Genomic DNA, 24,083 nt, shown 5'->3' with positions numbered 1-24,083 from the left:
CCGGCGCCGAAACCGGCGGGCGGGGGTCTCACCCCCGGCCGGCGGCGTACTGGATCCCGCCGCGCAGATGGGCCAGGAAGACCGGGTCCGTGAAGGACTCCGAGGTGTGGCCGAGCGCGGTGTAGAACACCCGGCCGCCCATCCGCTCGTGACACCACACCAGCGGGTGGTCCTCGCCCATGCCACCGCCCTCGTACGACGACTCGTCGGCACGGGCCAGTACCCGCACCCCCTCGGGGGTGTCGCGGAAGTCGTACCACTCGTCGGTGAAGTCCCACCGGGCGTCGAGATGGCGGGTGGCCGGATGGGCGCGGTCGGTCACCGCGACCGTGCCCGGCTGGAGGTCGGGGTGGCGGGCGAAGCGGGCGCCGAGCAACTCCCCGTAGTACGGCCAGTCGTACTCCGTGCAGGCCGCCGCGTGGATGCCGACGAAGCCGCCGCCACCCGTCATGTGCGCCCGCAGCGCGTCGCGCGCGGCGGGGGTGAGGACCTCTCCGCTCGTGGACAGGAACACCACGACCGCGCACTGGGCGAGCGCGTGCTCCAGTTCGGCAGGGTCCTCGGTGGCGAGGACCGCGAACCCCTCGTCGGCCGCGAGCTGTTCGACGGCCTCGACCCCGTCCGGGATCGACGCGTGACGGTAGGCGGTGGTCCGCGAGTACAGGACCAGGCGCGGGGGCCGAGGGGACATGGCTCGTTCTCCAGGGGTGCGGGGCGGATACGGGGTGGAGGTCACCGGGGGCCGGCTTTCACCGGGCGGCGGTGGCGACCGTCTCGCGCAGGACGAGGCTGGTCCCGAGCAGCTGGTGCTGCTCGTCGGCGCTGTGTTCGCCGTCCCTGAGCCCGAGGGCCAGCCCGACCGCGAGCCGGCCCATCTCCTCGTACGGCACGCGGACCGTGGTGAGCCGCGGCCGCAGGTCCTGGGCCAGCTCGCCGTCGTCGTACCCGAGGACCGAGATGTCCTGCGGCACCCGCAGGCCCGCGTCGAGGACCGCGGTCATCGCGGCGGAGGCGACGACATCGGTCTCTCCGAACACGGCGGTGAACGGCGGCCCTTCGCGCAGCAGCCGGGCCACCCGCTCCCGTGCCCGGTGCCGGTTGTAGTCGACGCGCTCGATCCGCTCCGCGTCCCGGCCGCCGCCGAAGTCGGCGAGCGCCCGCCGGTAGCCGGCCGTACGGCCCGCCGTCGTGGTGTGCGCGGGGTTGCCGCCGAGATAGAGGATGTCGCGGTGCCCCCGGGCGAGCAGATGGCTGGTCGCCGCGTAGGCGCCGCCCTCGTTGTCGTACTCGACGACCGTGGCCGGCAGGTCCGGTCCCGGCAGCGGTCTGCCGCAGAGCACCAGCCGCGACCCGGCGGCGGCGAGCCCATGCGCGACGTCCGTCATCCGGTCCCGGTACACCTGGTCCTCGACGACCCCGCCGATCAGGATCACCGCCGCGGCGCCGCGCTCCCGCATGGACCGCACCACGGCCAGCTCACGGTCGGCGCAGTGGCCGCTCAGCCCGATCATGCACAGATGGCCGCGCGCGGCCGCCTCGCGCTCGGCCCCCGTGGCGGCGAGCGCGAACGGCTGGCCCAGCACATCCCCGAGGACGAAGCCGATCTGCGGAGTGCCGGAACCGCGCAGCGCCCTGGCGTGCGAGTTGGCGACATAGTGCAGCTCGCGCACGACGCGCAGCACGCGCTGACGGGTGTCGGTCGCCACCGGATAGTTCCCGGCGAGGACCCTCGACACCGTCGCGGGGGACACCCCGGCCCGCGCCGCGACCTGCTTGACGGTCGCCGGTCTGCCCGGCCCGGCGTGGCTGTTGAGTTCGGATTCGGTCACAGACGGTCCCTCGCTAGACGACCTGTCCGGCGGGTCCGGCATCCCTGCCCAGGAGCACCGGTGGCGCGGTCGCGTAGACATCGTTCCCTATGAGAGGTCTCCCTGCCAAGCCCGTGGATGGGCCGCTCCCGGAGCACTTTGAGGGAAAACGATTGCTACGGGCATCGATGACGGCGGCGGGGCCGGGTGAGGGTCTTGGGGCGACCCGCTTCCCCGGCGCGGTACCTGTTAGGTACCGTACGGCTATGCCATCACTCAACATCAGCTTCACCGAGGACGAGCTGGAAGCGGTACGCGCGGCCGCGGCCGCCGAGGGCAAGTCGCTCAAGCAGTACGTTCACGACCTGCCGCTGCGTGAGCAGCAGCGCATCCAGTTCGTCCGCTACGCGGTCACCTGGGGCGAGCAGCACCGGGGCGAGTTCGACGAGGCGTTCGCCAACGAGGTCCCACCCGCGCCGCACGGCAGCCGGCGGGTGGAAGCCGCCTGATGCCCGTGCTGTACATCGATGTGGCCTGGCTCCTGGACGTCCAGGAGCAGGCGGTCCCGGAGGACGTGTCCGTCGCCGACTACTCGGCGCTGGTCGCCGCCGTCGCCCGGCACAAGACCCGCATCCCGCGTCCGGCCACCAGCGAGCCCGACGGGGCGTGGCGCGCGGCCGCCCTCATCCACACGCTGGTGCGGCTGGAGCCGCTGCCGTACCGCAACAGCCTGTTCGCCTGCCAGGTCGCCGCCGCTTACATGCACGCGTCCGGCGAGGGGATCGACCCGCCGTACGGCGCTCTGGTCGAGCTGGTGCGCGCCATCCAGTCGGGCAAGTCGAGTGTCTACCAGGCGGCGGACCAGATCCGCGGCTGGCGCATCTGACCACCGGCCGCGCCGGCGGGGGCGCGCCGGTCCGCGCGGGGCGCGCCGACAGCGCGCCGTTGACGCGCTCTTGACGGGCTCTTGACCTGGCTTTTACGCTGTGCGATCAAATGATTACCGGGCTGGTGTGCGCGCCGTGCGCCGACGATCACGAGCGGGGCTCCCGGACGACCGGGGCCGTCCGAGGTCCGCGCATCCCGCCGGTGGGGTGGTGACGGGATGGGCTGGAACATCGACGTGGACGGGCCGCGGTGCAGGGCGTCGGGGCTGTGCGCCGCGATGGCGCCCGAGCACTTCGCCCTGGAGGACGGCCGGGCCCGGCCGCTGGCCGAGGAGGTCGAGCCCCACGCCGCCGTACTCGACGCCGCCGACTCCTGCCCGGCGATGGCGATCACCGTCACCCAGGGGCAGCGGGAGATAGCGCCGCGCCCCTGACGGCGATCCGCCACCACGCGGGCCCGATCACCGGAATCCGCGGTCATCGGCAATCCGCGGTCATCGGCAATCCGCTGTCACCGGGAGACCACGGTCAGCGAGGAGAACGCGGCCCCCGGAAAACGCCGCCACCAGGAAATTCGTACGGCCCGCGGTGCGATCCAGCATCCGGCCGCCGCGCCCCGCCGAGGCCCCGATCTGCGGATTTTCCCGGTCCGTAACCCGTCCGTTGCCGGAGAACCCACCTGTGACCTGTGGCAACGCGGGATTCCTTCGTTGACGGGGCGCCGACACGATGATTACCGTCGCGCCCCATGACCACCCGAGCCCACGCAGGCATGATCGATGATCTGGACCGCCGCGTCATCGCCGCGCTCCAGCTCAACGGCCGTGCCCCGTGGAGCGCGATCGCCCGGTGGGTGGGCGCGAGCGAGACCACCGCGCAACGCCGCTACCAGGCGCTGCGCGCGCGCCGGCTGCTGCATGTGACCGGCACGCTGGAGCTGGACCGGATCTGGGCCGGATCCTCCATGCTCGTACGGGTGCAGGCCAGGCCGGGCAAGGGGCTGGAGCTGGCCGAGCTGCTGGCCCGCTGCCCGCAGGCGCGGTTCCTGGCCGTGGTCACCGGTACGGCCGACCTGATCGTGGACTTCGTCGCCGGTGACAACGACCAGCTGATGCGGCTGCTCTTCGACGACCTGCCCGGCGCGCACCTGATCACCAGTACGGAGTGCGTCGCCGTCATCCGTACCTTCACCTCCGCAGCGCTCTGGGACACCGGACTGCTGCCGCACGAGGCGGCGGCCGACCTGCGGCCCGCCACCCTCGCGCCCTCCTGCGAACGCGAGGACTGGGACCGGGCGCCACAAGCGCTCTCCGCACTCGAACAGGCGGTCGCCGGCGTGCTCGCCGAGGACGGCCGGACGCCGGTCAGCACCCTGGCCCGGCGGCTGGAGCGCAGCGAGTCCAGCGTGTCGCGCGCCCTGGAACGGCTGGTCTCGCGCGGCGTCCTGCACTTCCGCACCCTGGCGGATCCCGCGCTGCTCGGCTACCAGGTCGAGTTCATGGTGTGGCTGTCCGTCGAGCCGGACCGGCTCGACGAGGCGGGCCGCGGACTCGCGCGTCACCCGGGCACCAAGTTCCTGTCCGCCGCCACCGGCCGGTTCAACCTGGTCGGCCACATGGTGCTGCCGCGCCGCGCCGACCTGTTCCGCTACTCCGTCGAGGTCATCGGCGCCCTGCCGGGGCTGATCGCCTCCGATGTCACCGTGCATCTGGCCACCGTCAAATACGCCTGGACCCGGATGGACCAGTTCGGCTGACCCGGCCCCTCCGCCCCGCGTACACCCGCCCCGCCTACACCCCGCCACCCGAGAGACCGACACACGGCGTCCCCCGGCGCGCCCCACCACCTTCCCCTTCACCGTCCCCGAACCTCCCGTGGAGATCCCTCATGCCCAGAACCGATCCGCAGCCGCCCCCGGAGAGCTGGCGCTGGCCGGAGAGCGAGTGGCGCCGGCACGTCGACGCCGTACGCGCCGGGCGCCCGCTCGTCCCCGCGCGCTGGCCGAACGGAGCCCGGGTCGCCGTCGCGCTGTCCTTCGACCCCGACCACGAGACGATCCCGCTGCGCGACGCCGAGACCAGCCCCGGCCGGCTCGCCCAGGGCGAGTACGGAGCGAGGGTGGGCGCCCCGCGCATCCTGGAACTGCTCGCCCGCTACGGCGTCCCCGCGACCTTCTTCATGCCCGCCGTCTCCGCGCTGCTGCACCCCGAGGAGGCCCGCTCCTACACCCGCGACGGACACGAACTGGCCGTCCACGGCTGGATCCACGAGCGCAACACCCTGCTCGGCCGGGAGGACGAGCGGGAGCTGATCGGCCGGGCGCTGGACGCCCTGACCGAGCTGACCGGACAGCGGCCCGTCGGTATCCGTACCCCTTCCTGGGACTTCTCGGACTCCACGCTCGCCACCATCCTCGAACTCGGTTTCGCCTACGACTCCTCGCTGATGGCCGACGACGAGCCCTACGAGATCCTCGCCGAGGGCCGGCCCACCGGTCTGGTCGAGATCCCCGTCGACTGGATCAGGGACGACGCGCCCTACTTCACGATGGACCGCTACGGCTCCGTACGGCCGCACACCAGGCCGCGCGACGTGCTGGAGATCTGGACCGACGAATTCGACGCGGCCCACCGGGCCGGCGGTGTCTTCCAGCTCACCCTGCACCCGCACGTCATCGGGCACCGCTCGCGCCTCGTCGTCCTGCGCGAACTGCTCGACCACATCTCCGCCCACCCCGGCGTCTGGTACGCCACCCACGCCGAACTGGCCGAAGCCGCCCGGGGCGCGCTTCGCCACGAGACCACGGAGCACACACCATGAGCACCGAGTCCCCCGAGGCGGGTCCCGCCAGGACCGCCGAGCCCGGTACGCACAGACTCTCCGGGAAGCAGCGCAAGGCGATCATCGCCGGCACCATCGGAAACACCGTCGAGTGGGTCGACTGGGCCCTGTACTCGATCTTCGTCAAGATCATCGCCGATGAGTTCTTCCCCCAGGGCGACGGCGCCGTCGCCCTGCTGTCGACCCTGGCCGTCTTCGCCGTCGGCTTCGTCATGCGGCCCGTCGGCGCCGCCGTGCTCGGCGTCTACGCCGACCGCCACGGACGCAAGAAGGGCCTCACCCTGACCGTGGGCCTGATGGCGGGCGCCGCCTTCATCATCGCGCTCACCCCCAGCTACGCCAGCATCGGCGTGCTCTCCCCGCTGATCCTCCTGCTGGCCCGGCTGGTCCAGGGATTCTCGGCGGGCGGGGAGTTCGGCTCCTCCTCGGCCTTCCTGGTGGAGTCGGCGGCGCGCGGCCGACGGGCCTTCGCCGGCTCCTGGCAACAGGTCTCCGTGGCGGGCGGCGTGCTGATCGCCTCGCTTCTGGGCACCATCGCCACCTCGGCGCTCAGCGAGGAGGCGCTGCACTCCTGGGGCTGGCGGGTCGCCTTCATCCTCGGCGGACTGCTCGGGCTGATCGGTCTGTGGCTGCGCGTCTCGGTGGAGGACACCGACTCCTTCAACGAGGCCCAGGGCACCGGCCGCACCCGCTCCAACCCCCTCAAGGCGATGTTCGTCGAGCACCCCGGCGCCGCGCTGCGCGTCGCCGGGATCACCATCGCGGGCACCCTGACGTACTACATCTGGGTCAACTACCTGCCCACGTACGCCAACCTCACCACCGGCATCCCGCTGAAGACCGCGCTGCTCTCCCAGACGCTCTGTCTGGTGGTGTTCGTCGTCGCGCTGCCCTTCGTCGGACTGCTCTCCGACCGGATCGGGCGCAAGCCGACCATGGCGGCGTTCGCCGGCGGGTTCGTGGTGCTGGCCTGGCCGCTGCTGCATCTGCTCGACGGCAGCTTCCTCAGCCTGTTCCTGGTGCAGCTGACCGGCATGCTGCTGGTCCTCGGCTACTCCGCCAACTGCGCGGTCATCATGGCCGAGCAGTTCCCGCCCGAGGTGCGCGCCACCGGCATCGCGCTGCCGTACGCGCTGGCGGTCGCCGTCTTCGGCGGCACGGCCCCGTACCTCACCACCTGGCTCCACGAGAGCGGCCACAGCGACCTGCTGTGGGTGTACGTGTCGGCCGCGTCGCTGGTCTCCTTCCTCGTGTACGTCACGATGCCCGAGACGAAGGACAAGGAGTTCCACTGATGCCCCATGTCCTTGTCACCGGAGCCGCGGGCGGGATCGGGCGGGCGATCGCCGAGGAGTTCGCCGCCCGCGACGGCGACGGCCTGGTCCTCACCCTCGCCGACCGCGACGGCCCCGCCCTGGAGGAGACCGCCGGACGCCTCGGCGCCGCCTCCAGGACCGTCGACCTGACCGGCCCGCAGGCCCCCGGTGAGCTGATCCGGTGGGCCTGGGAGACCCGCGGCCCCGTCGACGTCCTGGTCAACGCGGCGGGCGTCTACCCCTCCCTCGACATGGCCGAGGTGCGCGCCGAGGAGTGGGACCGGCTCTTCGCGGTCAACGTGCGTGCCCCGGTGCTGGCCACCGCCGCCTACGCCCGGCTCGCCGCCGAGCACGGGACGGCCGGCTCGGTCGTCCACATCTCCTCCGGCTCCGCGCTGCGGGCCAGGCCCGGCGGCGGTCCGTACGCCGCCTCCAAGGCCGCACTGGAGATGGCCACCCGCGCCGCCGCCCTCGAACTCGGCCCGCACGGCATCCGCGTCAACGCCGTCAGCCCCGGCTTCGTCCCGGTCGACAGCGACTGCAACCCGGTCGCCCCGGGATACGCGGCGGCGATCGGCGCCAACCCCCTCGGCCGCCCCGGCACCCCGCGCGACATCGCCCGCGCCGTCCACTGGATCGCCGGACCCGACGCCTCCTGGATCACCGGCGAGATCCTGCGCGTGGACGGCGGATCCAGCACCGGGGCGCTGCATCTGCCCCGGATCTGGCCACCGGAAGGAACGGAGCCGCCCGAGGAGCCCGCGCTCCTCGGCGGCCCGGACGCGCACCACCCCCCTCACCCGCCCGCCGACGCCTCCGAAGGACACACCGCATGAGCGACACCCCGCACGAGGCCGACCCCGACGCCCCGTCCACCGGGACCGGCTACACCGTCGTCGGAGGCGGCGCCATCGGCGGCACCCTCGCCTTCGCCCTCGCCAGGGCCGGCCACCCGGTCCGGGTCATCGACACCGACCCCGCGCACGTCGAGGCGATCCGGGCCCGCGGACTGACCGTCGCCCGGGGCGAACACCGTGAGAGCGTACGGGTGGAAGCCGCCACGCCCGACGGGTTCGACGGACCCCTGCACCGGGTGCTGCTCGCCGTCAAGGCCCAGGCCACCGGCGCCGCGCTGGGCTGGATCGCCCCCCGGCTGGCCGAGGACGGATATGTCGTCTCGGTGCAGAACGGCTTCAACGAGGAGCTGATCGCGGGGCGGATCGGAGCGGCCCGTACCGTCGCCGCGTTCGTCAACATCTTCGCCGACGTGATCGAGCCCGGCGTGGTCCTCGACGGCGGCGCCGGAGCCCTGGTGATCGGCGAGCCCGGCGGCGCGCCCGTCTCCGAGCGGGTGCGCCGCCTCGTCGCGGACCTGCGCAGCTGGGGCCCGGCCGAGGCCAGCGCCAACGTGGAGGGATACCTGTGGGCCAAGGCGGGCTTCGGCGCCATGCTCGCCGCCACCGCGCTGGCCGACGCGCCGATGGCCGACCTCATCGACCGTCACGCCCCCGCCATGGAGGCACTGACCGCCGAGGTATTCGACGTCGCCGACGCGCTGGACATCACCCTGGAGGCGTTCGACGCCTTCGAACCGGACGCGTACCGGCGCGGCGCCGCCCCCGCCGCCCGCCGCGACTCCACCGCCCGGCTCACCGCCTGGCTGCGCACCCAGGCCAAGGACCGCAGCGGCATCTGGCGCGATCTGGCGGTACGTCACCGGCCCGTCGAGGTCACCACGCACTACGCGGACGTCTTCGAGCAGGCGGCGCGCCACGGGGTGGCGACGCCCGTGCTGCGCGCCGTCCTCGCGGGGCTGAGTGAGCTGGAGGGCGCCCCGGAGCTGATGTCGGAGGACCGGCTGGACGCGCTGGACCGGCTCGCCGCCGCCCCCGCCGAGCAGCCCGAACCCGCAGACCGGGCCGTCCCCGCCGAGCAGCCCGAACCCGCAGACCGGGCCGTCCACGCCGACCTGACCGCCGCCGTCCCACCGGGCCTGGACGGCGCGGCGGCCGAGGCGGTACGGGCCTGGCTCGCCGAGCACCAGGAGGACATGGTCGCCGATCTCGCCGCGTACACCTCGCAGGAGAGCGCCAGCGACGACCGGGCCGCGCTCGAAGCCACCCTGGCCTGGCTGCGCGGCTGGCTCGACACCTCCCTCGGCACCCCGGCCGCCGAGGAGACACTCCCGCGCGAGGAGACCGGCGACATCCTGGTCCGCCGCTATCCGGCGACCGGAACGACCACTCCCGAGGACACCCGGCCGGTGCTGCTGCTGGGCCACTACGACACCGTGTGGTCCACCGGAACACTCGCGCGATGGCCCTTCCGGCGCGACGGCGACCTGATCACCGGACCCGGCGTCTTCGACATGAAGGCCGGGCTGGTGCAGGCGGTGTGGGCGCTGCGCGCCCTGGACGCCCTCGGGCTGCCCCGTCCGGCCTGCACCCTCATGCTCAACGGGGACGAGGAGACCGGCAGCCTCACCTCCCGGGACGCGATCGTCGCCGAGGCCCTCGAAAGCCGCGCCGCGCTGGTCTTCGAGGCCGCCGCCGACGGCGCCGTGAAGACGGCGCGCAAGGGCGTCGGACTGTTCACCGTCACCGTCACGGGGACAGAGGCGCACGCGGGTCTCGACCCGGCGGCCGGCGCGAGCGCGGTGGAGGAGCTGGCCCACCAGATCCTGCGGCTGTGTGCCCTGCGCGACCCCGGGGCCGGCACCTCGCTCAATGTCGGTGTGATCGAGGGCGGCACCCGCAGCAATGTGACCGCCGGGCGCGCCCTGGCGCGGCTCGACGTCCGTGTCGCCACCGACGCCGAACGGCGCCGGATCGGCGCGGCGCTGGCGGCGCTGCGGCCGGTCGACCCCCGTACGTCCATCGAGGTGACCGGCGACTGGAACCGGCCCGTCTTCGAACGGACCGAGGGGGTGGCCCGGCTGGCCGGGCTGGCCCGCGGCTGCGCGGCGCTGCTCGGCCACGAGCTGCGCGAGACCTCGGTGGGCGGCGCCAGCGACGGCAACTTCGTGGTCGCCGCCGGGGTCCCGGTGCTGGACGGGATCGGCGCCGTCGGCTCCGGCGCCCACGCCCGCTCCGAACACACCACGGTCAGCGGTCTGGTGGAGCGCGCGGCGCTGACCGCGACGGTACTGACCTCGCTGGCCCACCGCTGACCCGGTCGTCCTCGGTGACGGCAGCCGGCCCCCCGACGTGTGTCGGGGGGCCCGGTCAGCCGGTCACGCGACCTCGCGTCACTTGACCTTGTCGACGAACTCCGTGGTGTAGGTCTTGCTGAGATCCACCGTCGCGTTCTGGAGGTTCGGGTTGAACGCCTTCAGGACGCGCTCGACGGTCTCGGGACCGTCGGCCGGCATGACACCGTCCGTCGTGAACATCGGCAGTGTGCTCTCGATCGCCTTCGCGTACAGCCCGGTGCCGCCCTGCGCGTAGTCGGTGGGCATCTTGGCCGCGATCTCCTCGGGGGAGTGCGTGGACATCCACTTGAGGGTCTTCACGAAGGCGTTGGCCAGCTTCTGCACCGTCTCCTTGTTGTTGTTCACCCAGTCGGTGTTCATGTAGAGACTGGAGGAGGGGTACGGGCCGCCCAGCGCCTCCTTCGACCCCTCGGGCGTCCGCATGTCGATGAGGACCTTGCCGAGCTTCTTGTCGATGATCTGCGCGACCGTCGGATCGGTCGTCATCCCGCCCTGGATCGAGTTCTGCTGGAGCGCCGAGATGAAGGTCTGGCCCGCGCCGACCGCCACCGTGCTGAACTCCTCGGTCTTCACACCGTTCTTGACGGCCAGGTACTTGGTGAGGAAGTCGGTGGACGAGCCGAGCCCCGTCACCCCAAGCTTCTTGCCCTTGAAGTCCTTGGCGGAGGTGATCTCGGCCGCCGCCTTGTTGGAGACGACCTCCACCTCGCCGGAGGCGTGCGAGAACTGCACCACCGACTCCACCTGCTTGCCCTTCACCTGAAGGTCCAGCGTGTGGTCGTAGAAGCCGACGACGCCCTGGACGTCGCCGGAGACCAGCGAGGTCGTGGCCTGCACCCCGGCCGGCTCCGTCAGAAGCTGGACGTCGAGTCCCTCGTCCTTGAAGTAGCCGAGCTTCTGGGTGAGCATCGCCGGCAGGTAGATGACCTTGTCCAGGCCACCCACCATGATCTTGACCTTGCCGCCGGATCCGGCCGACGAGGAGTCGCCGCCACAGGCGGTCAGGGTGGAGAAGGCGAGTACCGCGGAGACTGCGGCTGCCGGGATTCTGAGATAACTGCGCATGTCACGTCCTTGTGAACAGGGCCGGGCGGGTTTCGCGGAGGCCGAGGGAGGGAGCGGCTGGTCAGGGGAGGGAGCGGCTGGTCAGCGGTCGGAGCCGGCTTCGGCGGGCTTCCAGCGGAAGAGGCGTTTCTCCAGGAAGGTCAGCAGCGCCTCGGCGAGCAGGGCGACGACCGCGAGGATCACCATGGCCGCGTACACCCCGGCCGCGTTGAACGTGCCCTGCGAGGCCGAGACCAGCAGCCCGATGCCCTTCGTCGCGCCGATGTACTCACCGACGATCGCGCCGATGAGCGCGAAGCCGAAGCTGACATGGAGGCTGGTGAAGATCCACGAGGTGGCGGACGGGATCACGACCTGGAGGGTGACCTGCCGGTTGGTCGCGCCGAGGATCCTGGCGTTGGCGACGAGATTGCGGTCGACCTCCCTGGCGCCCTGGAAGGCGTTGAAGAAGACCGGGAAGAAGACCAGCACGACCGCGGAGGCGACCTTCGAGGCCGGACCGAGACCGAACCAGATCAGGAAGATCGGCGCCAGCACGATACGGGGCAGCGCGTTGAGCACCTTGATGTACGGCCCGAGCACATCGGCCAGGAAGCGGACCCGGCCGAGGGCGATCCCCAGCACCACGCCCGCGATCACACCGATGACCCAGCCCAGCAGCGCCTCGTACAGCGTGTACCAGATCTGCTCCCACAGGGAACCCTGCGGGGTGCCGTGCACCGCCCACTGGACGATCTGGTCCCAGATCTTCGAGGGCATGGAGAAGTTGAAGGGATCGATGACGGCCGACCTGGCCAGCCACTCCCAGATCCCGATGATCGCGATGAGCAGCAGCACCCGGGAGCCGTAGACCACGAACTGGCGGTTGCGGGCGGCCCGCGCCCTGGCCTGGGTGCGTTCGCCGCCCCCGCCCGGGACGGGAGCCGTGTCCGTAGCGTTGCCGGAAGCCTTGTCGGCGGCGGACGCCGAAGCGGTGACGGTCTCAGGCGGCATTGGTCGCACCCCTCTCGCGCGTGATCCGGACCTCTTCGCCGAGCGAGGACCAGATCTCCCGGTAGATCTCGATGAACCGCGGTTCGAGCCGTACGGACTCGACCTTGCGGGGGCGCGGCAGGTCGATCTTGAAGACCTCCTTGACCGTCGCGGGACCGGCCGTCATCACCACGACCTTGTCGGCGAGGGCGATCGACTCCTCCAGGTCGTGGGTGACGAAGACGACCGAGGCACCGGTGCCCGCCCACAGATCCAGGAGCTCGTCCGACATCAGCGCCCGGGTCTGCACGTCGAGCGCCGAGAACGGCTCGTCCATCAGCAGCAGCTCGGGGTCGTTGACGAAGGTCGCCGCCAGGGCCACGCGCTTGCGCTGACCACCCGACAGCTGGTGCGGATAGCGGTCCTCGAAGGCCGAGAGCCCGACCCGGGCGAGCCACTCACGGGCCCGCTCCTTCGCCTCGGCCTTCTCCACCCCGCGGAAGCGGGGGCCCGCCATCACGTTCGACAGCACGGTGCGCCAGGGGAAGACGGCGTCCTGCTGGAAGACGAAGCCGATCTTGTCGCCGATGCCGTTGACCGGCTCACCGGCCACCAGCACCTCGCCCTCGGTGGGCTCCTCCAATCCGCTGACCAGCGTGAGTGTGGTGGATTTACCGCACCCGGTGGGGCCGACCACCGCGACGAACTCGCCGCGTTCCACCGTCAGGTCGAGATCCCTGACGGCGGTATGGAGGTTTCCCGACGGGGTCCGGAATGACTTGCTCGTTCCCCGCAGCTCGATGGCGGGGCTCGTGTGGCTGCTCATGGACCGGGAGGCTAGGAGTGACCCGGACCACAGCGGCAGCCTTGTGGGCGCAACCCGTCTTTCTGCGCGCAAACCCCGTTCTGCTCGTTCTGCTCACGCCGGAATGACAAAAGCGCTGCACAGGGCTGTCCTCCGGGCCCCCGGCGGCTTACGTTGCGTTCACAACGACGTTAAACGGAAATGTGTGTGCCACCAGGGCGCACCGGCCGGCCCGACCGGAGCCGCCCGACGAGCGGGAGACGGAGGGACGAGATGCGGATGCGCCGGCCCCGACGCGTCTCCGCGCAGGTCCTGGCGGCGCAGCTGGCCATCACCACCGGAGTGATGGTGCTCGCCACCGCCCTGTTCCTCGCCCCGCTCGGCTCCGAGCTGGACGACGCGGCCATGCACCGTGCCCTGTCCATCGCCCAGACCACCGCCGCCGATCCCGACATCGCCCGGGAAGTGCTCACCACCCGGCCGAGCCCGCACGGTCCCGTGCAGACCGAGGCGGAGCGGATCCGCCGGGCCACCGACGCGCTGTACGTGGTGGTGATGGACACCCGGGGCGTGCGCTGGTCGCACACCACCGCCGCCGAGATCGGCCGGCACGTCTCCACCGACCCGAGCGCCGCGCTCTCCGGCCGGGAGATCCGGCAGATCGACGACGGCACCCTGGGCCGCTCGGCCCGCGCCAAGGTGCCGCTCTACGACGACCGGGGCAGGCTCGTCGGCGCGGTCTCCGTCGGCATCGCCTACGACAGCGTGCGCGAACGCCTCCTCGACGCCGTTCCCGCGCTGCTGCTCTGCGCGGGCGCCGCCCTCGCCGTGGGCGCGCTGGCCGCCGTCGCGGTCTCCCGCAGGCTGCGCCGCCGCACCCACGGAGTGGGCTTCGCCGACATCTCCGCGCTGCTCGACGAGCGGGAGGCGATGCTGCACGGCGTACGGGAGGGAGTCGTCGCCTTCGACCGGCAGGGCCGGATCCGGCTCGCCAACGACGAGGCCCTGCGGCTGCTCGGCCTGGACGCGACCGCCACCGGCCGCGACCTGGACGAGGCGCTGCCACCGGGACGTACCACGGACGTGCTCGCCGGCCGGGTGGACGGCACAGACCTGCTCACCGTCAGCGGCGGCCGGGTACTGGTCGCCAACCGGATGCCGACCAGGGACGGCGGCGCGGTGGTGACCCTGCGCGACCGTACCGAGCTGGAGCAGCTCGGCCGTGAACTCGACAGCACGCAGGGCCTGCTGGACGCGTTGCGCGCCCAGGACCACGAACACGCCAACCGGCTGCACACCGTCCTCGGGCTGCTCGAACTCGGCCGGCACGACAAGGCCGTGGAGTTCGTCGCCGAGATCGCCAGCTCCCGGCGGTCCTCCGCCGAACAGATCGCCGAGCGGGTGCGCGACCCGCTGCTCTCCGCGCTGCTGGTCGGCAAGGCGGCCATCGCCGCCGAGCGCGGGGTGACGCTGGCGCTCTCGGACGCGACCCGGCTGGAGCACCGGGTGGTCGACGCGCGCGATCTGGTGACCGTACTCGGCAATCTCATCGACAACGCGCTGGACGCCGTCGCCGAGCACCGCCGTACCGACCCCTCGGCCGGGGAGCCCCGGGTCGAGGTCGAGCTGCGGGCCGAGCACGCCACCGCCGTCCTGCGGGTCTCCGACACCGGTCCCGGCGTGCCGCCGGAGGCCCGTGAGCGGATCTTCGTGGAGGGCTGGTCCACCAAACGGCCCGCGCCGCCCCTGCCGGGACCGGTCCCCTTCCACCGCGGCCGCGGGCTGGGTCTCGCGCTGGTGCGCCGGCTCGCCGAGCGGTACGGCGGCATGGCCCGGGTGACCGCCCGGGCCGGCGGGGGAGCGGTCTTCACCGTCGTTCTGCCCGAGGCGCTCGCCTCGGACGGCACCGCAGGGGACGACCTCCCCGTGCGTCAGCTCATGGCCGCAGGGGAGCCACAATGATCGATGTCCTCGTCGTCGACGACGACTTCCGGGTCGCCGAGATCAACGCCGCCTATGTGGCCCAGGTCCCCGGCTTCCGGGTGGCGGCGCGGGCCCACACGGCGGCCCAGGCGCTGGCCACCCTGGAGCGCAACCATGTCGATCTCGTCCTGCTCGACCACTACCTGCCGGACGAGACGGGCCTCACGCTGGTCCGGCGCATGCGCCAGCTCGGCCACCACGCCGATGTGATCATGGTGACGGCGGCGCGCGACGTGACGACCGTTCAGGCCGCCATGCGCTACGGCGCGTTGCAGTACCTCGTCAAGCCCTTCAGCTTCGCCGGGCTCTGCGCGAAACTCGACGGCTACGCCGCGCTGCGCCGCACCCTCGACGGCGTCGGCGGCCGGGGCGAGGCGGGCCAGGACCAGGTGGACCGTATCTTCAGCGCCTTCAGGACCGCCGACGCGCCCCGCTCCGAGCTCCCCAAGGGCCACTCCGCCGCGACCGTCGACCTGATGCGGCGTGTCCTGACCAAGGCCGAGCAGCCGCTCTCCGCCCACGAGGTCGCCGAGCGCACCGGCGTCAGCCGCTCCACCGCGCAGCGCTACCTCAAGTACCTGGAGCGCACCGGACGCATCAGCCTCACCCTGAAATACGGCGACACGGGCCGTCCCGAACACCGCTACACCTGGGCGACGGCGAACTGACCCCGCCGGGCACCGTCCACGAGGGGTTCGCGCCCCGCCGTATCGGCCGGACCTCACGAAGTTAGCCCAAAGCGGACTCTTCAACATTTACTATGTCCTGGCGATCACTTATGTGACTACCAAGTTGGACCTTGGACAAGGGGCCCGTCGTGCTTGCCGTACGCATCGCCCGCGCGGTCGGTCGCCGCACGCCGCCGTACCCCGGCGCGCTGCTCGCCGGCCTCTCCTCCCGGCCTGCCGAAAGGACCTCCGCGCCGTGAACCATCTCTTCCTCCCCGAAGCCGAACCGGTCGACGTGTCCGTACGCGGATTCGCCCGCGCCCACCCCGGCCTGGTCGCCCTGCACGAGGACCCGCTCTTCGTCACCGCGATCGACACCGACCCCGCGCGGCGGGTCGGGATCGTCTCCGGCGGCGGCTCGGGCCACGAGCCGCTGCACGCCGGGTACGTGGGCCGGGGCATGCTCGACGCCGCCGTCCCCGGGCGGATCTTCGCCTCACCGCACAACCGGCAGGTGTACGAGGCCAGCCGCGCGGTCGCCAGGGACGAGGGCGTCCTGCACATCGTCAAGAACTACACCGGCGACCGGATCAACTTCGGCATCGCGGCCGAACGGCTGCGGGCCGACGGCATCGGCGTGCGCCGGGTCCTGGTCGACGACGACCTGGCGACCGAGAGCGACCTGACGGCGACCGGACGCCGGGGCACCGGAGCCACCGTGATCATCGAGAAACTGCTCGGCGGCGCCGCCGACAGCGGACTCGGCCTCGACGAGCTGGCCGCGCTCGGGACCGCCTTCTGCGCCGCCTCGCGCAGCGTCGCCGTCGCGGGCCGCGCCCAGACCTCGCCCTCCAGGGGAGGCGAGGCGTTCCCCCTCGGCACCGACGAGGTCGAGTACGGCGTGGGCATCCACGGCGAGCGCGCCGCGGAGACGATCACCAGGCCGCCGTTCGAAGAACTGACCGAACGCATGACCGCGCAGGTGCTCGACGCCCTGCCCGACACCCGCGACGGCGTCATCCTCCTCGTCAACGGTCTCGGCGCCACCACCCAACTGGAGCTGTACGCCGTCCACGAACGGATCCGCCGCCTACTGGACAAGCGCGGCGTCCCCGTCCTGGGCCAGCTCGTCGGCACCCACGTCCCCGCGCTCGACATGAGCGGATTCTCCGTCACCATGACGGCGGTGCGCCCCGGCTGGCTGGGGTGGTGGCAGGCACCATCGCGTACGCCGGCCTTTCCCTCCCAGGAGTCACAGGAGCTGAACCGATGACCATCGACCAGGCACGCGTGCTGCGCCTCTACGCAGAAGCCGCGCATACCGCCCATGCAGCACTGACGGCCCTCGACCAGATCTCCGGTGACGGGGACTTCGGGGACAACCTCTGCGAGGGCCTCGACCTGACCGTCGCCGCGCTGGACGCGAGCCCGGACGAACCGGCCGTGGCCGTCGCCGGATCGGTCTTCCTCGACCAGGTCGGCGGCACCAGCGGCCCGCTGATCGGGCTGCTCCTCAGCGCGATCAGCCGCGCGCTCGCCGAGGAGCCGGACGAGCGGGACGGCTGGGCGAGCGGGGTACGGGAGGGGCTCGCGGCGATCCGGCGCGTGGGGGAGGCCGAGCCGGGCGACCGCACGATGGTCGACGCCCTCGTACCGGCCCGCGACGCGCTCGTCGGCGGCGAGAAGTTCGCGGACGCCGCGCGCGCCGCGCTGGCCGGTGCCGCCGCGACGGCCCATATCCGGGCCCGGCGCGGCCGGGCGTCCTACATCGGGGACCGTGTCCTCGGCACCCCGGACCCGGGCGCCACCGGTGTGGCGCTCCTCTTCTGGTCCCTCGCCCGGGTGGCCGAGCCGGAGGCCGTCCTCGGCGAGGTGGGCGAGCTGGTCCCGCTGCCCGGCAGGACGCCCTGACGCGCGGCCGGGGGCGTCCGCTCCCCTCGCCGCGGCGAGGGGAGCCGAGGATTGCGGTGGCGGTCACGGTTTCCTGATCAGGCTGTCGGGAGCGAGAGCGAGAGCGAGAGCGGGGGCGGCGGCGTGCCGCTCGGCCACGGCCTCGGCGGGGATGCCCTGCCACCGTGTGCCGGGCATCAGCCGCTCGCCCTTCATCAGCAGGGACAGCGCCCCCGGCTTCACGCCCTCACCGACCACCGCGTCGTACAGCACGACGGCCCGCGTCCCGACGCTCGCCCCGCTGCGGACCGTCACCACCGACGGCGGCGGGGGCCGCACCTCCGGGCGGGCCCGTCCGTGAGCGGCCGTACGGGCACCGGGGCGGCCACCGGGGCGTGGGGGAGCGGCCCCGGTGGCCTTGGGATCCGCGGTCTCAGTTCACGAAGACGGCGGGGCTGCCGGACTGGCTGGTGTCCTGGACCGGCCCGTAGGTGGCGGAGAAGTAGCTGGAGGCGGGGCAGGTGACGGGCCCCGAGGACTTGGTGAACAGCTGGTTGGCGAAGGTGATCGAGTTGCCGGTGTTGGACGTGGTGCCGTTCAGCCCGGTGGAGGTGTACACGCAGGTCGTCAGGCCGAGGATGGTGTTGAGCCGGACGGTCGTCTGCACGGAGCCCGCGCTCCCCGCCGTCACCGCGAGCGCCCCGGCCGAGGTGGCCGACGCGACGTAGGGCAGATTGCCGACCGTGATGCTCTGGACGCCGGTGGTGCCCAGGATGTTGCTGGTGCAGCCGCCGAAGGTGTGCGCCGTCACCGACTCCGTGGCGGTGCCGGGAGCGGTCGGATTGGCCGTGACGGCCGCGGTGAACTGCGAGGCGGTGCAGGTGATTCCGGTGGATCCGCCGGAGGTCGTGCGGATCGCCACGGTCGTACCGCTGCTCAGTGCGGAGGTGAGCACATCACCGACCCCGACGGCCGCTCCCGCGGCGCTGCCGTAGGTGAGTACGTTGTTCGCGGCGGCGGCGGATCCGGTGGCCGAGGCGGTGCCGGTGGCAAGGAGTGCGGCGACGGCGGTGAGGCCGGCGGCCGTGAGGACAGTACGTCGTGCACCCATGCGAAGTCCCTTTCGCGAGTGGCGGGATGAAGCGTTCGGGATGAGGCGTTGTGGATACGGCCCGGCGACGCGGCTCGGCCGCGCGAGTCGTCGTGGACGGCGATCGTCGGCTCGCCGGTGCACATGTTCCTGGGGGTGCCGACCGGGTCCAGCGCCATGGACCCGATCCGCGGCGCGAACGAGCGCGGTTCAGAAGGAAACCCAAGAGGGTTGTAGACCCCGCCCACAGCCGGAGTCAAGGGTTCGAGAGGGAACCGGCCGACGAAAGTTACCCACGGTACCCTCACGTCAGGACGTTGCCTCGGGCGGCGTCCACATGAGCAACACACAATTGCCACAGGGTGGTTGACCCGCCTGATACCTGGGAGTAACTTGACGGCGACTCCCATGGCCGCGCCGGCGCCGTGTTCGAGGAAGCCCGTCGGTGCCGGGAGTGTCCGCGCCAGGGCATCGCCGCGCAAGCTCGTTCCGGTCAACACACCTTCGGGAGCAGCTCATGGCAACGTCCGAACACACCGGCGGTGAAACGCCCCTGAGAGCCGCGCCGCGAGGGCGGGTACGGCTGCGCCGGGCCGCTCTGATGGGGGTGCCCGCGTTCGCCGTGGCGGCCACCCTGGTGGTTCTCACGGCACAGGGGGCCATCGCCGCGCAGTTCGCGATCTCCGGCATGCCCTTCACGGTCACCGCCGACCGTCTGGAGGGCCAGGGCTTCGAGCAGTTCGGCGCCCTGGACAACATGGCTGAGGGCAGCCCCAACGCCGGTGACACCGGCGGTCAGGTCCTCACGGTCGTGTCCGCCATCAAGAGCGCCAAACTCACCAAGCTGTGCCAGAGCGTCGAACTCGGCGGCACGTACCTGCACATCACCGCCGGGGACAAGGGCACCCCCGTCGCGGCGACCGACCTCACGACCGACTCCACGGTGCTGTCGGGCGACGACGCCTCCTTCGACAACATCGAGATCGGCGGGGACGCCAGCACCTTCACCAAGGCGGGCGTCAAGGGTCCGCTGGGTGTCTTCGGGCAGCAGGCCGACACCGTCACCATCACCAAGTTGCGGCAGACCAACTGGGCCACCACGGCGGCCAAGTTCAGGCTGCCCAACCTGCACCTCAAGTTCAGTTCGAAGGGCTGCTGAGCGTGGCTTCCGCCGCGTCGCGTCCGCCGGCCGGGGCGGCTGTCCCGGCCGGCGGACGCCGCCCGCCGCGCGCCTTCGCCGCCTGGCGCAGACGCCGGCCCTTCTGGGGCGGGCTTCTGCTGCTGCTGGGCGGGGGAGAGATCCTGCTGACCGAGCAGGCGTCCATCTCGGTGGTGCTCCAGGCGGGCGCGGGAGGCATCGCCGCGTATCTTCTGCCGCTGGTCATGGCGGTGTGCGGGCTGCTGATGATCCTCAACCCGGCCCAGCGGCTGTTCTACTCGGTCGTCGGCGTACTGGTCTCGCTCGGCAGCTGGATCACCTCCAACCTGGGCGGCTTCTTCGTCGGCCTGCTTCTCGGCGTCATCGGCTCGTCCATGGCCTTCGGCTGGCTGCCCGATCAGGAGCCGCGCCGCTGGCGGAGGCGCGCGCCGGGGAAGAAGCCGGACCCCGAAGTCCGGGCGGATTCGGCCGGTTAGGACCTGTCGGCCGTTCGGTGTCAGTCGGCCGGTGAGTCGGCGTGCCCGGAGCCGGACGCGCGCATCCGGCGGGCGTAGCCGTCCACGAGCTGCCGCAGCACGGTGACGGTGGTGGTGATGTCCGCCTCCGCGAAACCGTGCAACGCCTGCTGGAGACTGGCCCTGTTGGCCAGCCGGAGCCGGGTCAGCAGCGCCGTACCGGACTCCGTGATCGCCACCCGGCGCGCCCGGCCGTCGAGCGGGTCGGTGGTGCGCTCGACCAGCCCCTGTGACTGGAGCCGGTCGATCTGCCGGGTGACGTGCGAGGGCTCGACCATGAGCCCGGTCGCGAGGTCACCGACCCGGCAGACGCCTTCCCGCTGGTCGAGCGCGAACAGCAGATAGACGTCCGAGCGGTGCGCGTTGACCCCGGCCCTGGAGATCTGTTCGCCGTGCGCCTGGGCGCGGGTGAGCAGATAGGACAGCGAGGTCAGCGTGTGTTCCAGTGCGGCGGTGGGTTCCTGAACCGTGGCGGCATCCGGCGTGGAGTGACTGGTGGCGTCCGGCATGGGGGAACTCTAGCGGCATCGCCGCGCAAGGGTGCGGGTGTGTCATGGACCGCATCCGGACAACCTGGACCTTCCCTGCCGTACCCCTTTCGCTCACCGCCGGTGGGCGTTAGCGTGACCGTGCGTTAATTGCTTTTGTCAAAGTAATCCAGGTAATCCAGGTCCGCTCCGCGCGCGAAGGAGACCCCCCCGTGACCGTCACCGAACACACTCCGCAGCTCACCGCGCCCGCCTCCCGGGGCGGCTGCCCCTTCGATCCGCCGCCCGCCTACGAACGGGCCCGCGAGGAGTCCCCCGTCACCCGCGTACAGCTGTGGGACGACTCCCCGTGCTGGCTGATCACCCGTCACGAGGACGTCAGAACGGTGCTGGGCGACCGGCGGTTCAGCGCCGATGCCCGGCGGCCCGGCTTCCCCTTCCTCAGCGCCGCGCGCAAGAGGCTTCCCAGGGGCAGGCCGAGCTTCATCGGCATGGACGACCCGGGCCACGCCAGGATGCGCCGAATGCTCACCGCCGAATTCATGGTCAAGAAGGTCGAGTCGATGCGCCCGGATGTCCGGCGCATCACCGACGACCTGCTGGACCGGATGACCGCCACCGGCCGCACCGCCGATCTGGTCGGCGAGTTCGCGCTGCCACTGCCCTCCCTGGTGATCTGCCGGCTGCTCGGAGTGCCCTACGAGGACCACGAGTTCTTCCAGAGCCGCAGCGCCGTCCTGCTGAACGTCCGCTCGTCGCCCGAGGCACTGGCCGCCGCCCAGGGAGAGGTGAGCCAGTATCTGACCGATCTGGCGAAGCTGAAGCGGAGCAGTCCCGACGACGGCATCATCAGCCGGCTGATGGAGCGCGGCGAACTGAGCGTCGAGGAGGTGGCCGGCATGGGCTTCCTGCTGCTCGTCGCCGGCCACGAGACGACCGCCAACATGACCGCGCTGTCCGTGCTGGCCCTGCTGCGCCGCCCCGACCAGCTCGCCCTGCTGCGCGACGACCCCTCCCTGATCAAGGGCGCGGTCGAGGAGCTGCTGCGCTATCTGAGCATCGTCCACAACGGACTCGCCAGGACCGCCACCGAGGACGTCACCGTAGGCGGCCGGACCATCCGCGCCGGCGAGGGCGTGCTGTGCCTGCTCAACACCGCCAACCGCGACGAGGAGGTCTTCCCGTCCGGCGACGGCCTCGACGTGGGGCGCGACGCGCGCCGCCACATCGCCTTCGGCTTCGGCGTGCACCAGTGCCTGGGCCAGCCGCTGGCGCGGCTGGAACTCCAGGTCGCCCTGGAGGCCGTGCTCCGCAGGCTGCCGGGGCTGCGGCTCGCGGTGCCGTTCGAGGACATCCGCTTCCGTACCGACATGATCGTGTACGGGGTCCACGGGCTCCCGGTCGCCTGGTGAGCGCACCGGCTCCGTAACGGAACCTCCCGCAGGGCGTGATGTGATGAGGCCGCGGCTCCCGAGCCGCGGCCTCCTCACGTATGTCCGGGCCGCACACGAGGATTCAGCCGGAGTCGAAGCGCTTCGATCCGACTATGGACAGGTCACAGCGCGGGACATTACGCTCGGAGGCCGGTGCGTCGAAGCGCTTCACCCCACAAGGCCCGCTTTGGAGAGCTGTATGGTCACCCTCGCCGATGTAGCTCAGCATGCCGGAGTCTCCGCCAGCACGGTGAGTTATGTCCTCAGCGGCAAGCGGTCCATCTCCGCCACCACACGGGAGCGGGTCGAGCGCAGTATCGAACAGCTCGGCTACCACCCCAACGCCGGGGCCCGCGCCCTGGCCAGCAGCCGGTCCAACATCATCGCGCTCATGGTGCCCCTGCGGACCGACATGTACGTACCGGTGATGATGGAGATCGCCATCGCGGTCGCCACCACCGCCCGCACCTTCGGATACGACGTCCTGCTGCTGACCGGCGAGGAAGGCCCCACCGCCGTCCGCCGCATCGAGGGCAGCGCGCTGGCCGACGCGATGATCCTCATGGACGTGGAGCTGCACGACGACCGGCTGCCCCTGCTGCGCGAGGCTCAGCGGCCCGCCGTCCTCATCGGACTGCCCGCCGACACCACCGGGCTGAGCTGCGTGGACCTCGACTTCGCCGCCGCCGGCGCGCTGTGCGCGGAGCATCTGGCCGGGCTCGGCCACCGCGAGATCGCGGTCATCGGCGAGGCGCCCGGCGTCTACGAACGGCTCACCGGCTTCGCCGAACGCACCCTGAGCGGACTGCGCGAACGCAGCGGCGAACTCGGACTCAGACTGCTGCACCGCCCCTGCGAGGGCAGCTACGCGGCCGTCTCCGCCACCGTCGGCCGGATCTTCGACGAACGCCCCGGCACCACCGCCTTCGTCGTACAGAACGAGGCCGCCACCGACCCGCTGCTCGCCCTGTTGCGCCAGCACCGCAGGGCCGTGCCCGAGGACGTCTCGGTGGTCGCCATCTGTCCCGACCAGGTGGCCGTCCACGCCTCGGTCCCCCTCACCTCCGTCGCCGTTCCCGCCCAGGAGATGGGGCGGCACGCCGTCGAACAGGTGGTCGCCAAGCTCGCGGGACGCGGCGCGGACGAGGTCGTGCTGATCAAGCCCGAGCTGACCGTACGGGAGAGCGCGGGCCCCCGGGCCGTGCCCGGGAACCCGCTGTAGCCGGTGATGCCCCGTCAGCTGCTCGACACCGAGAAGCTGTTGGTCGTGAAGTCCAGACCGCCGGAGGACGAGGTGATCTCGTACCCGAACTGGACGTCACCGACGGTCACATTGCCCCACCAGCCCTTGGTGTCCTTGATCCACTTCAGGATCGGCAGCACGTCGACCGTTCCCGAGGTGGAGTTCGAGGTGCGCAGGAACGAGAAGACCTCGTTGGAGCCGTTGCTCCCCTTGTAGACGGTCCAGGTGTGACCGCCCAGCGTCAGGTTCCCCTGCGAGGTGCCGAGCGGACCGACCGCTCCGCGGTAGTTCACCCAGAGCATGATCTCGTAGTTGTAGTTGGTGTCCCAGATGTCGTACGACGTGTTGTACGCGCCCGACGACGGTACGGTCACGTTGTAGCCGCTCTTGAGGGAAGTCAGCGAGTTGAGCGGCTTGTTCACGATCTTCTTGGCGTTGGGGTAGGACTTGATGCCGCCGGTGTTCGGGTGGTTGGCCCACACTCCCCAGTTCGAGGAGGAGTTGGCCCAGATGGACTGCGAGCCCGCGCCCGAACCCCAGATGTTGTTGTAGAGGATGTAGCCGTCGGAGGTGGTGTAGTTGCCCCACTGGTCCGACGAGGACCAGATGGCGGCCTGGGCGGGCGCGGCGGCGAAGCCGACGAGTGCGGCGAACGCGGCCACGGGGGCGAGCAGCAGCTTGCCCGGGGTGCGGAGTTTCATGGCGTCCC

The 24,083-nt window shown here is 71.7% G+C and carries 25 protein-coding genes; 16 read left to right on the top strand and 9 right to left on the bottom strand.

What is annotated here, in order from left to right; all coding sequences use genetic code 11:
* Positions 1-28: 28 nt before the first annotated feature.
* Both OG627_RS00880 and OG627_RS00875 read right to left on the bottom strand, forming a co-directional pair.
* On the bottom strand, positions 29-691 hold the full coding sequence (locus OG627_RS00880; RefSeq protein WP_329060396.1) for a ThuA domain-containing protein: 663 nt from the start codon (positions 689-691) through the stop codon (positions 29-31).
* A gap of 58 nt (positions 692-749) precedes the next feature.
* A complete protein-coding gene (locus OG627_RS00875; RefSeq protein WP_329060395.1) occupies positions 750-1,829 on the bottom strand; it encodes a LacI family DNA-binding transcriptional regulator in 1,080 nt (359 codons plus the stop codon).
* Positions 1,830-2,074: 245 nt separating this feature from the next.
* Between OG627_RS00875 and OG627_RS00870 the strand changes: the two genes are divergently transcribed.
* From OG627_RS00870 to OG627_RS00835, 8 genes are all read left to right on the top strand, one after another.
* Positions 2,075-2,317: a hypothetical protein gene (locus OG627_RS00870; RefSeq protein ID WP_329060393.1), complete on the top strand. Its 243-nt coding sequence runs from the start codon at positions 2,075-2,077 to the stop codon at positions 2,315-2,317.
* Complete coding sequence (locus OG627_RS00865; RefSeq protein WP_329060391.1) at positions 2,317-2,694, top strand: toxin Doc; 378 nt, start codon at positions 2,317-2,319, stop codon at positions 2,692-2,694. Before OG627_RS00870 ends, OG627_RS00865 begins: the two co-directional genes overlap by 1 nt.
* Positions 2,695-2,913: 219 nt before the next feature.
* Positions 2,914-3,129, top strand: a complete 216-nt coding sequence (locus tag OG627_RS00860) for a ferredoxin (protein ID WP_329060389.1) — start codon at positions 2,914-2,916, stop codon at positions 3,127-3,129.
* A 338-nt stretch (positions 3,130-3,467) separates the two neighbouring features.
* Positions 3,468-4,451, top strand: coding sequence for an Lrp/AsnC family transcriptional regulator (locus tag OG627_RS00855; RefSeq protein WP_329072246.1), 984 nt, complete (start codon positions 3,468-3,470; stop codon positions 4,449-4,451).
* Positions 4,452-4,582: 131 nt separating this feature from the next.
* A complete protein-coding gene (locus tag OG627_RS00850) occupies positions 4,583-5,515 on the top strand; it encodes a polysaccharide deacetylase family protein (protein ID WP_329060387.1) in 933 nt (310 codons plus the stop codon).
* Positions 5,512-6,831: an MFS transporter gene (locus tag OG627_RS00845; protein ID WP_329060385.1), complete on the top strand. Its 1,320-nt coding sequence runs from the start codon at positions 5,512-5,514 to the stop codon at positions 6,829-6,831. The genes OG627_RS00850 and OG627_RS00845 overlap by 4 nt, the downstream gene beginning before the upstream one ends.
* On the top strand, positions 6,831-7,688 hold the full coding sequence (locus tag OG627_RS00840) for an SDR family NAD(P)-dependent oxidoreductase (protein WP_329060383.1): 858 nt from the start codon (positions 6,831-6,833) through the stop codon (positions 7,686-7,688). The genes OG627_RS00845 and OG627_RS00840 overlap by 1 nt, the downstream gene beginning before the upstream one ends.
* A complete protein-coding gene (locus OG627_RS00835) occupies positions 7,685-10,021 on the top strand; it encodes a 2-dehydropantoate 2-reductase (protein ID WP_329060381.1) in 2,337 nt (778 codons plus the stop codon). Before OG627_RS00840 ends, OG627_RS00835 begins: the two co-directional genes overlap by 4 nt.
* Before the next feature lie 78 nt (positions 10,022-10,099).
* Here the strand turns inward: OG627_RS00835 and OG627_RS00830 are convergent, their stop codons facing one another.
* From OG627_RS00830 to OG627_RS00820, 3 genes are all read right to left on the bottom strand, one after another.
* On the bottom strand, positions 10,100-11,128 hold the full coding sequence (locus tag OG627_RS00830) for an ABC transporter substrate-binding protein (protein WP_329060380.1): 1,029 nt from the start codon (positions 11,126-11,128) through the stop codon (positions 10,100-10,102).
* An 81-nt stretch (positions 11,129-11,209) separates the two neighbouring features.
* Positions 11,210-12,121: an ABC transporter permease gene (locus OG627_RS00825; protein WP_329060378.1), complete on the bottom strand. Its 912-nt coding sequence runs from the start codon at positions 12,119-12,121 to the stop codon at positions 11,210-11,212.
* Positions 12,111-12,926: an ABC transporter ATP-binding protein gene (locus OG627_RS00820; RefSeq protein ID WP_329060375.1), complete on the bottom strand. Its 816-nt coding sequence runs from the start codon at positions 12,924-12,926 to the stop codon at positions 12,111-12,113. The genes OG627_RS00825 and OG627_RS00820 overlap by 11 nt, the downstream gene beginning before the upstream one ends.
* 252 nt (positions 12,927-13,178) lie before the next feature.
* On the opposite strand from OG627_RS00820, the gene OG627_RS00815 reads away from it, so the two are divergent.
* The 4 genes from OG627_RS00815 to OG627_RS00800 all read left to right on the top strand — a co-directional run bounded on the left by OG627_RS00815 (position 13,179) and on the right by OG627_RS00800 (position 17,467).
* A complete protein-coding gene (locus OG627_RS00815) occupies positions 13,179-14,867 on the top strand; it encodes a sensor histidine kinase (RefSeq protein WP_329060374.1) in 1,689 nt (562 codons plus the stop codon).
* Positions 14,864-15,556 (top strand): response regulator, encoded by a 693-nt coding sequence (locus tag OG627_RS00810; RefSeq protein ID WP_329060372.1) that lies wholly within the window; start codon positions 14,864-14,866, stop codon positions 15,554-15,556. Before OG627_RS00815 ends, OG627_RS00810 begins: the two co-directional genes overlap by 4 nt.
* Before the next feature lie 256 nt (positions 15,557-15,812).
* Positions 15,813-16,829: a dihydroxyacetone kinase subunit DhaK gene (locus OG627_RS00805; protein WP_329060370.1), complete on the top strand. Its 1,017-nt coding sequence runs from the start codon at positions 15,813-15,815 to the stop codon at positions 16,827-16,829.
* A complete protein-coding gene (locus OG627_RS00800; protein WP_329060368.1) occupies positions 16,826-17,467 on the top strand; it encodes a DAK2 domain-containing protein in 642 nt (213 codons plus the stop codon). The genes OG627_RS00805 and OG627_RS00800 overlap by 4 nt, the downstream gene beginning before the upstream one ends.
* 63 nt (positions 17,468-17,530) lie before the next feature.
* Here OG627_RS00800 and OG627_RS00795 read toward each other — a convergent pair whose 3' ends face one another.
* Both OG627_RS00795 and OG627_RS00790 read right to left on the bottom strand, forming a co-directional pair.
* Positions 17,531-17,761: a hypothetical protein gene (locus OG627_RS00795; protein ID WP_329060366.1), complete on the bottom strand. Its 231-nt coding sequence runs from the start codon at positions 17,759-17,761 to the stop codon at positions 17,531-17,533.
* Between the two features lie 118 nt (positions 17,762-17,879).
* On the bottom strand, positions 17,880-18,557 hold the full coding sequence (locus OG627_RS00790; RefSeq protein WP_329060364.1) for a Tat pathway signal sequence domain protein: 678 nt from the start codon (positions 18,555-18,557) through the stop codon (positions 17,880-17,882).
* Between the two features lie 496 nt (positions 18,558-19,053).
* On the opposite strand from OG627_RS00790, the gene OG627_RS00785 reads away from it, so the two are divergent.
* Together OG627_RS00785 and OG627_RS00780 are read left to right on the top strand one after the other, a co-directional pair.
* Positions 19,054-19,695 (top strand): DUF6230 family protein, encoded by a 642-nt coding sequence (locus OG627_RS00785; RefSeq protein WP_329060362.1) that lies wholly within the window; start codon positions 19,054-19,056, stop codon positions 19,693-19,695.
* A gap of 2 nt (positions 19,696-19,697) precedes the next feature.
* Entirely contained in the window at positions 19,698-20,171 is a 474-nt protein-coding gene (locus tag OG627_RS00780) for a DUF6114 domain-containing protein (RefSeq protein WP_329060360.1), read from the top strand.
* Positions 20,172-20,191: 20 nt separating this feature from the next.
* On the opposite strand, the gene OG627_RS00775 is transcribed toward OG627_RS00780, so the two are convergent.
* Positions 20,192-20,719, bottom strand: coding sequence for a MarR family winged helix-turn-helix transcriptional regulator (locus OG627_RS00775; RefSeq protein ID WP_329060358.1), 528 nt, complete (start codon positions 20,717-20,719; stop codon positions 20,192-20,194).
* Between the two features lie 191 nt (positions 20,720-20,910).
* Between OG627_RS00775 and OG627_RS00770 the strand changes: the two genes are divergently transcribed.
* Both OG627_RS00770 and OG627_RS00765 read left to right on the top strand, forming a co-directional pair.
* Positions 20,911-22,110 (top strand): cytochrome P450, encoded by a 1,200-nt coding sequence (locus OG627_RS00770; protein WP_329060356.1) that lies wholly within the window; start codon positions 20,911-20,913, stop codon positions 22,108-22,110.
* A 220-nt stretch (positions 22,111-22,330) separates the two neighbouring features.
* On the top strand, positions 22,331-23,353 hold the full coding sequence (locus OG627_RS00765; protein ID WP_329060354.1) for a LacI family DNA-binding transcriptional regulator: 1,023 nt from the start codon (positions 22,331-22,333) through the stop codon (positions 23,351-23,353).
* A gap of 14 nt (positions 23,354-23,367) precedes the next feature.
* Here the strand turns inward: OG627_RS00765 and OG627_RS00760 are convergent, their stop codons facing one another.
* A complete protein-coding gene (locus tag OG627_RS00760; RefSeq protein ID WP_329060352.1) occupies positions 23,368-24,075 on the bottom strand; it encodes a glycoside hydrolase family 12 protein in 708 nt (235 codons plus the stop codon).
* Positions 24,076-24,083: the final 8 nt, after the last annotated feature.

The sequence above is a fragment of the Streptomyces sp. NBC_01429 genome, assembly GCF_036231945.1.
In the GTDB taxonomy this organism is placed as follows: domain Bacteria; phylum Actinomycetota; class Actinomycetes; order Streptomycetales; family Streptomycetaceae; genus Streptomyces.
Note: the sequence above shows the minus strand (reverse complement) of the source record. Positions and strands in the feature narration are given on the sequence as shown.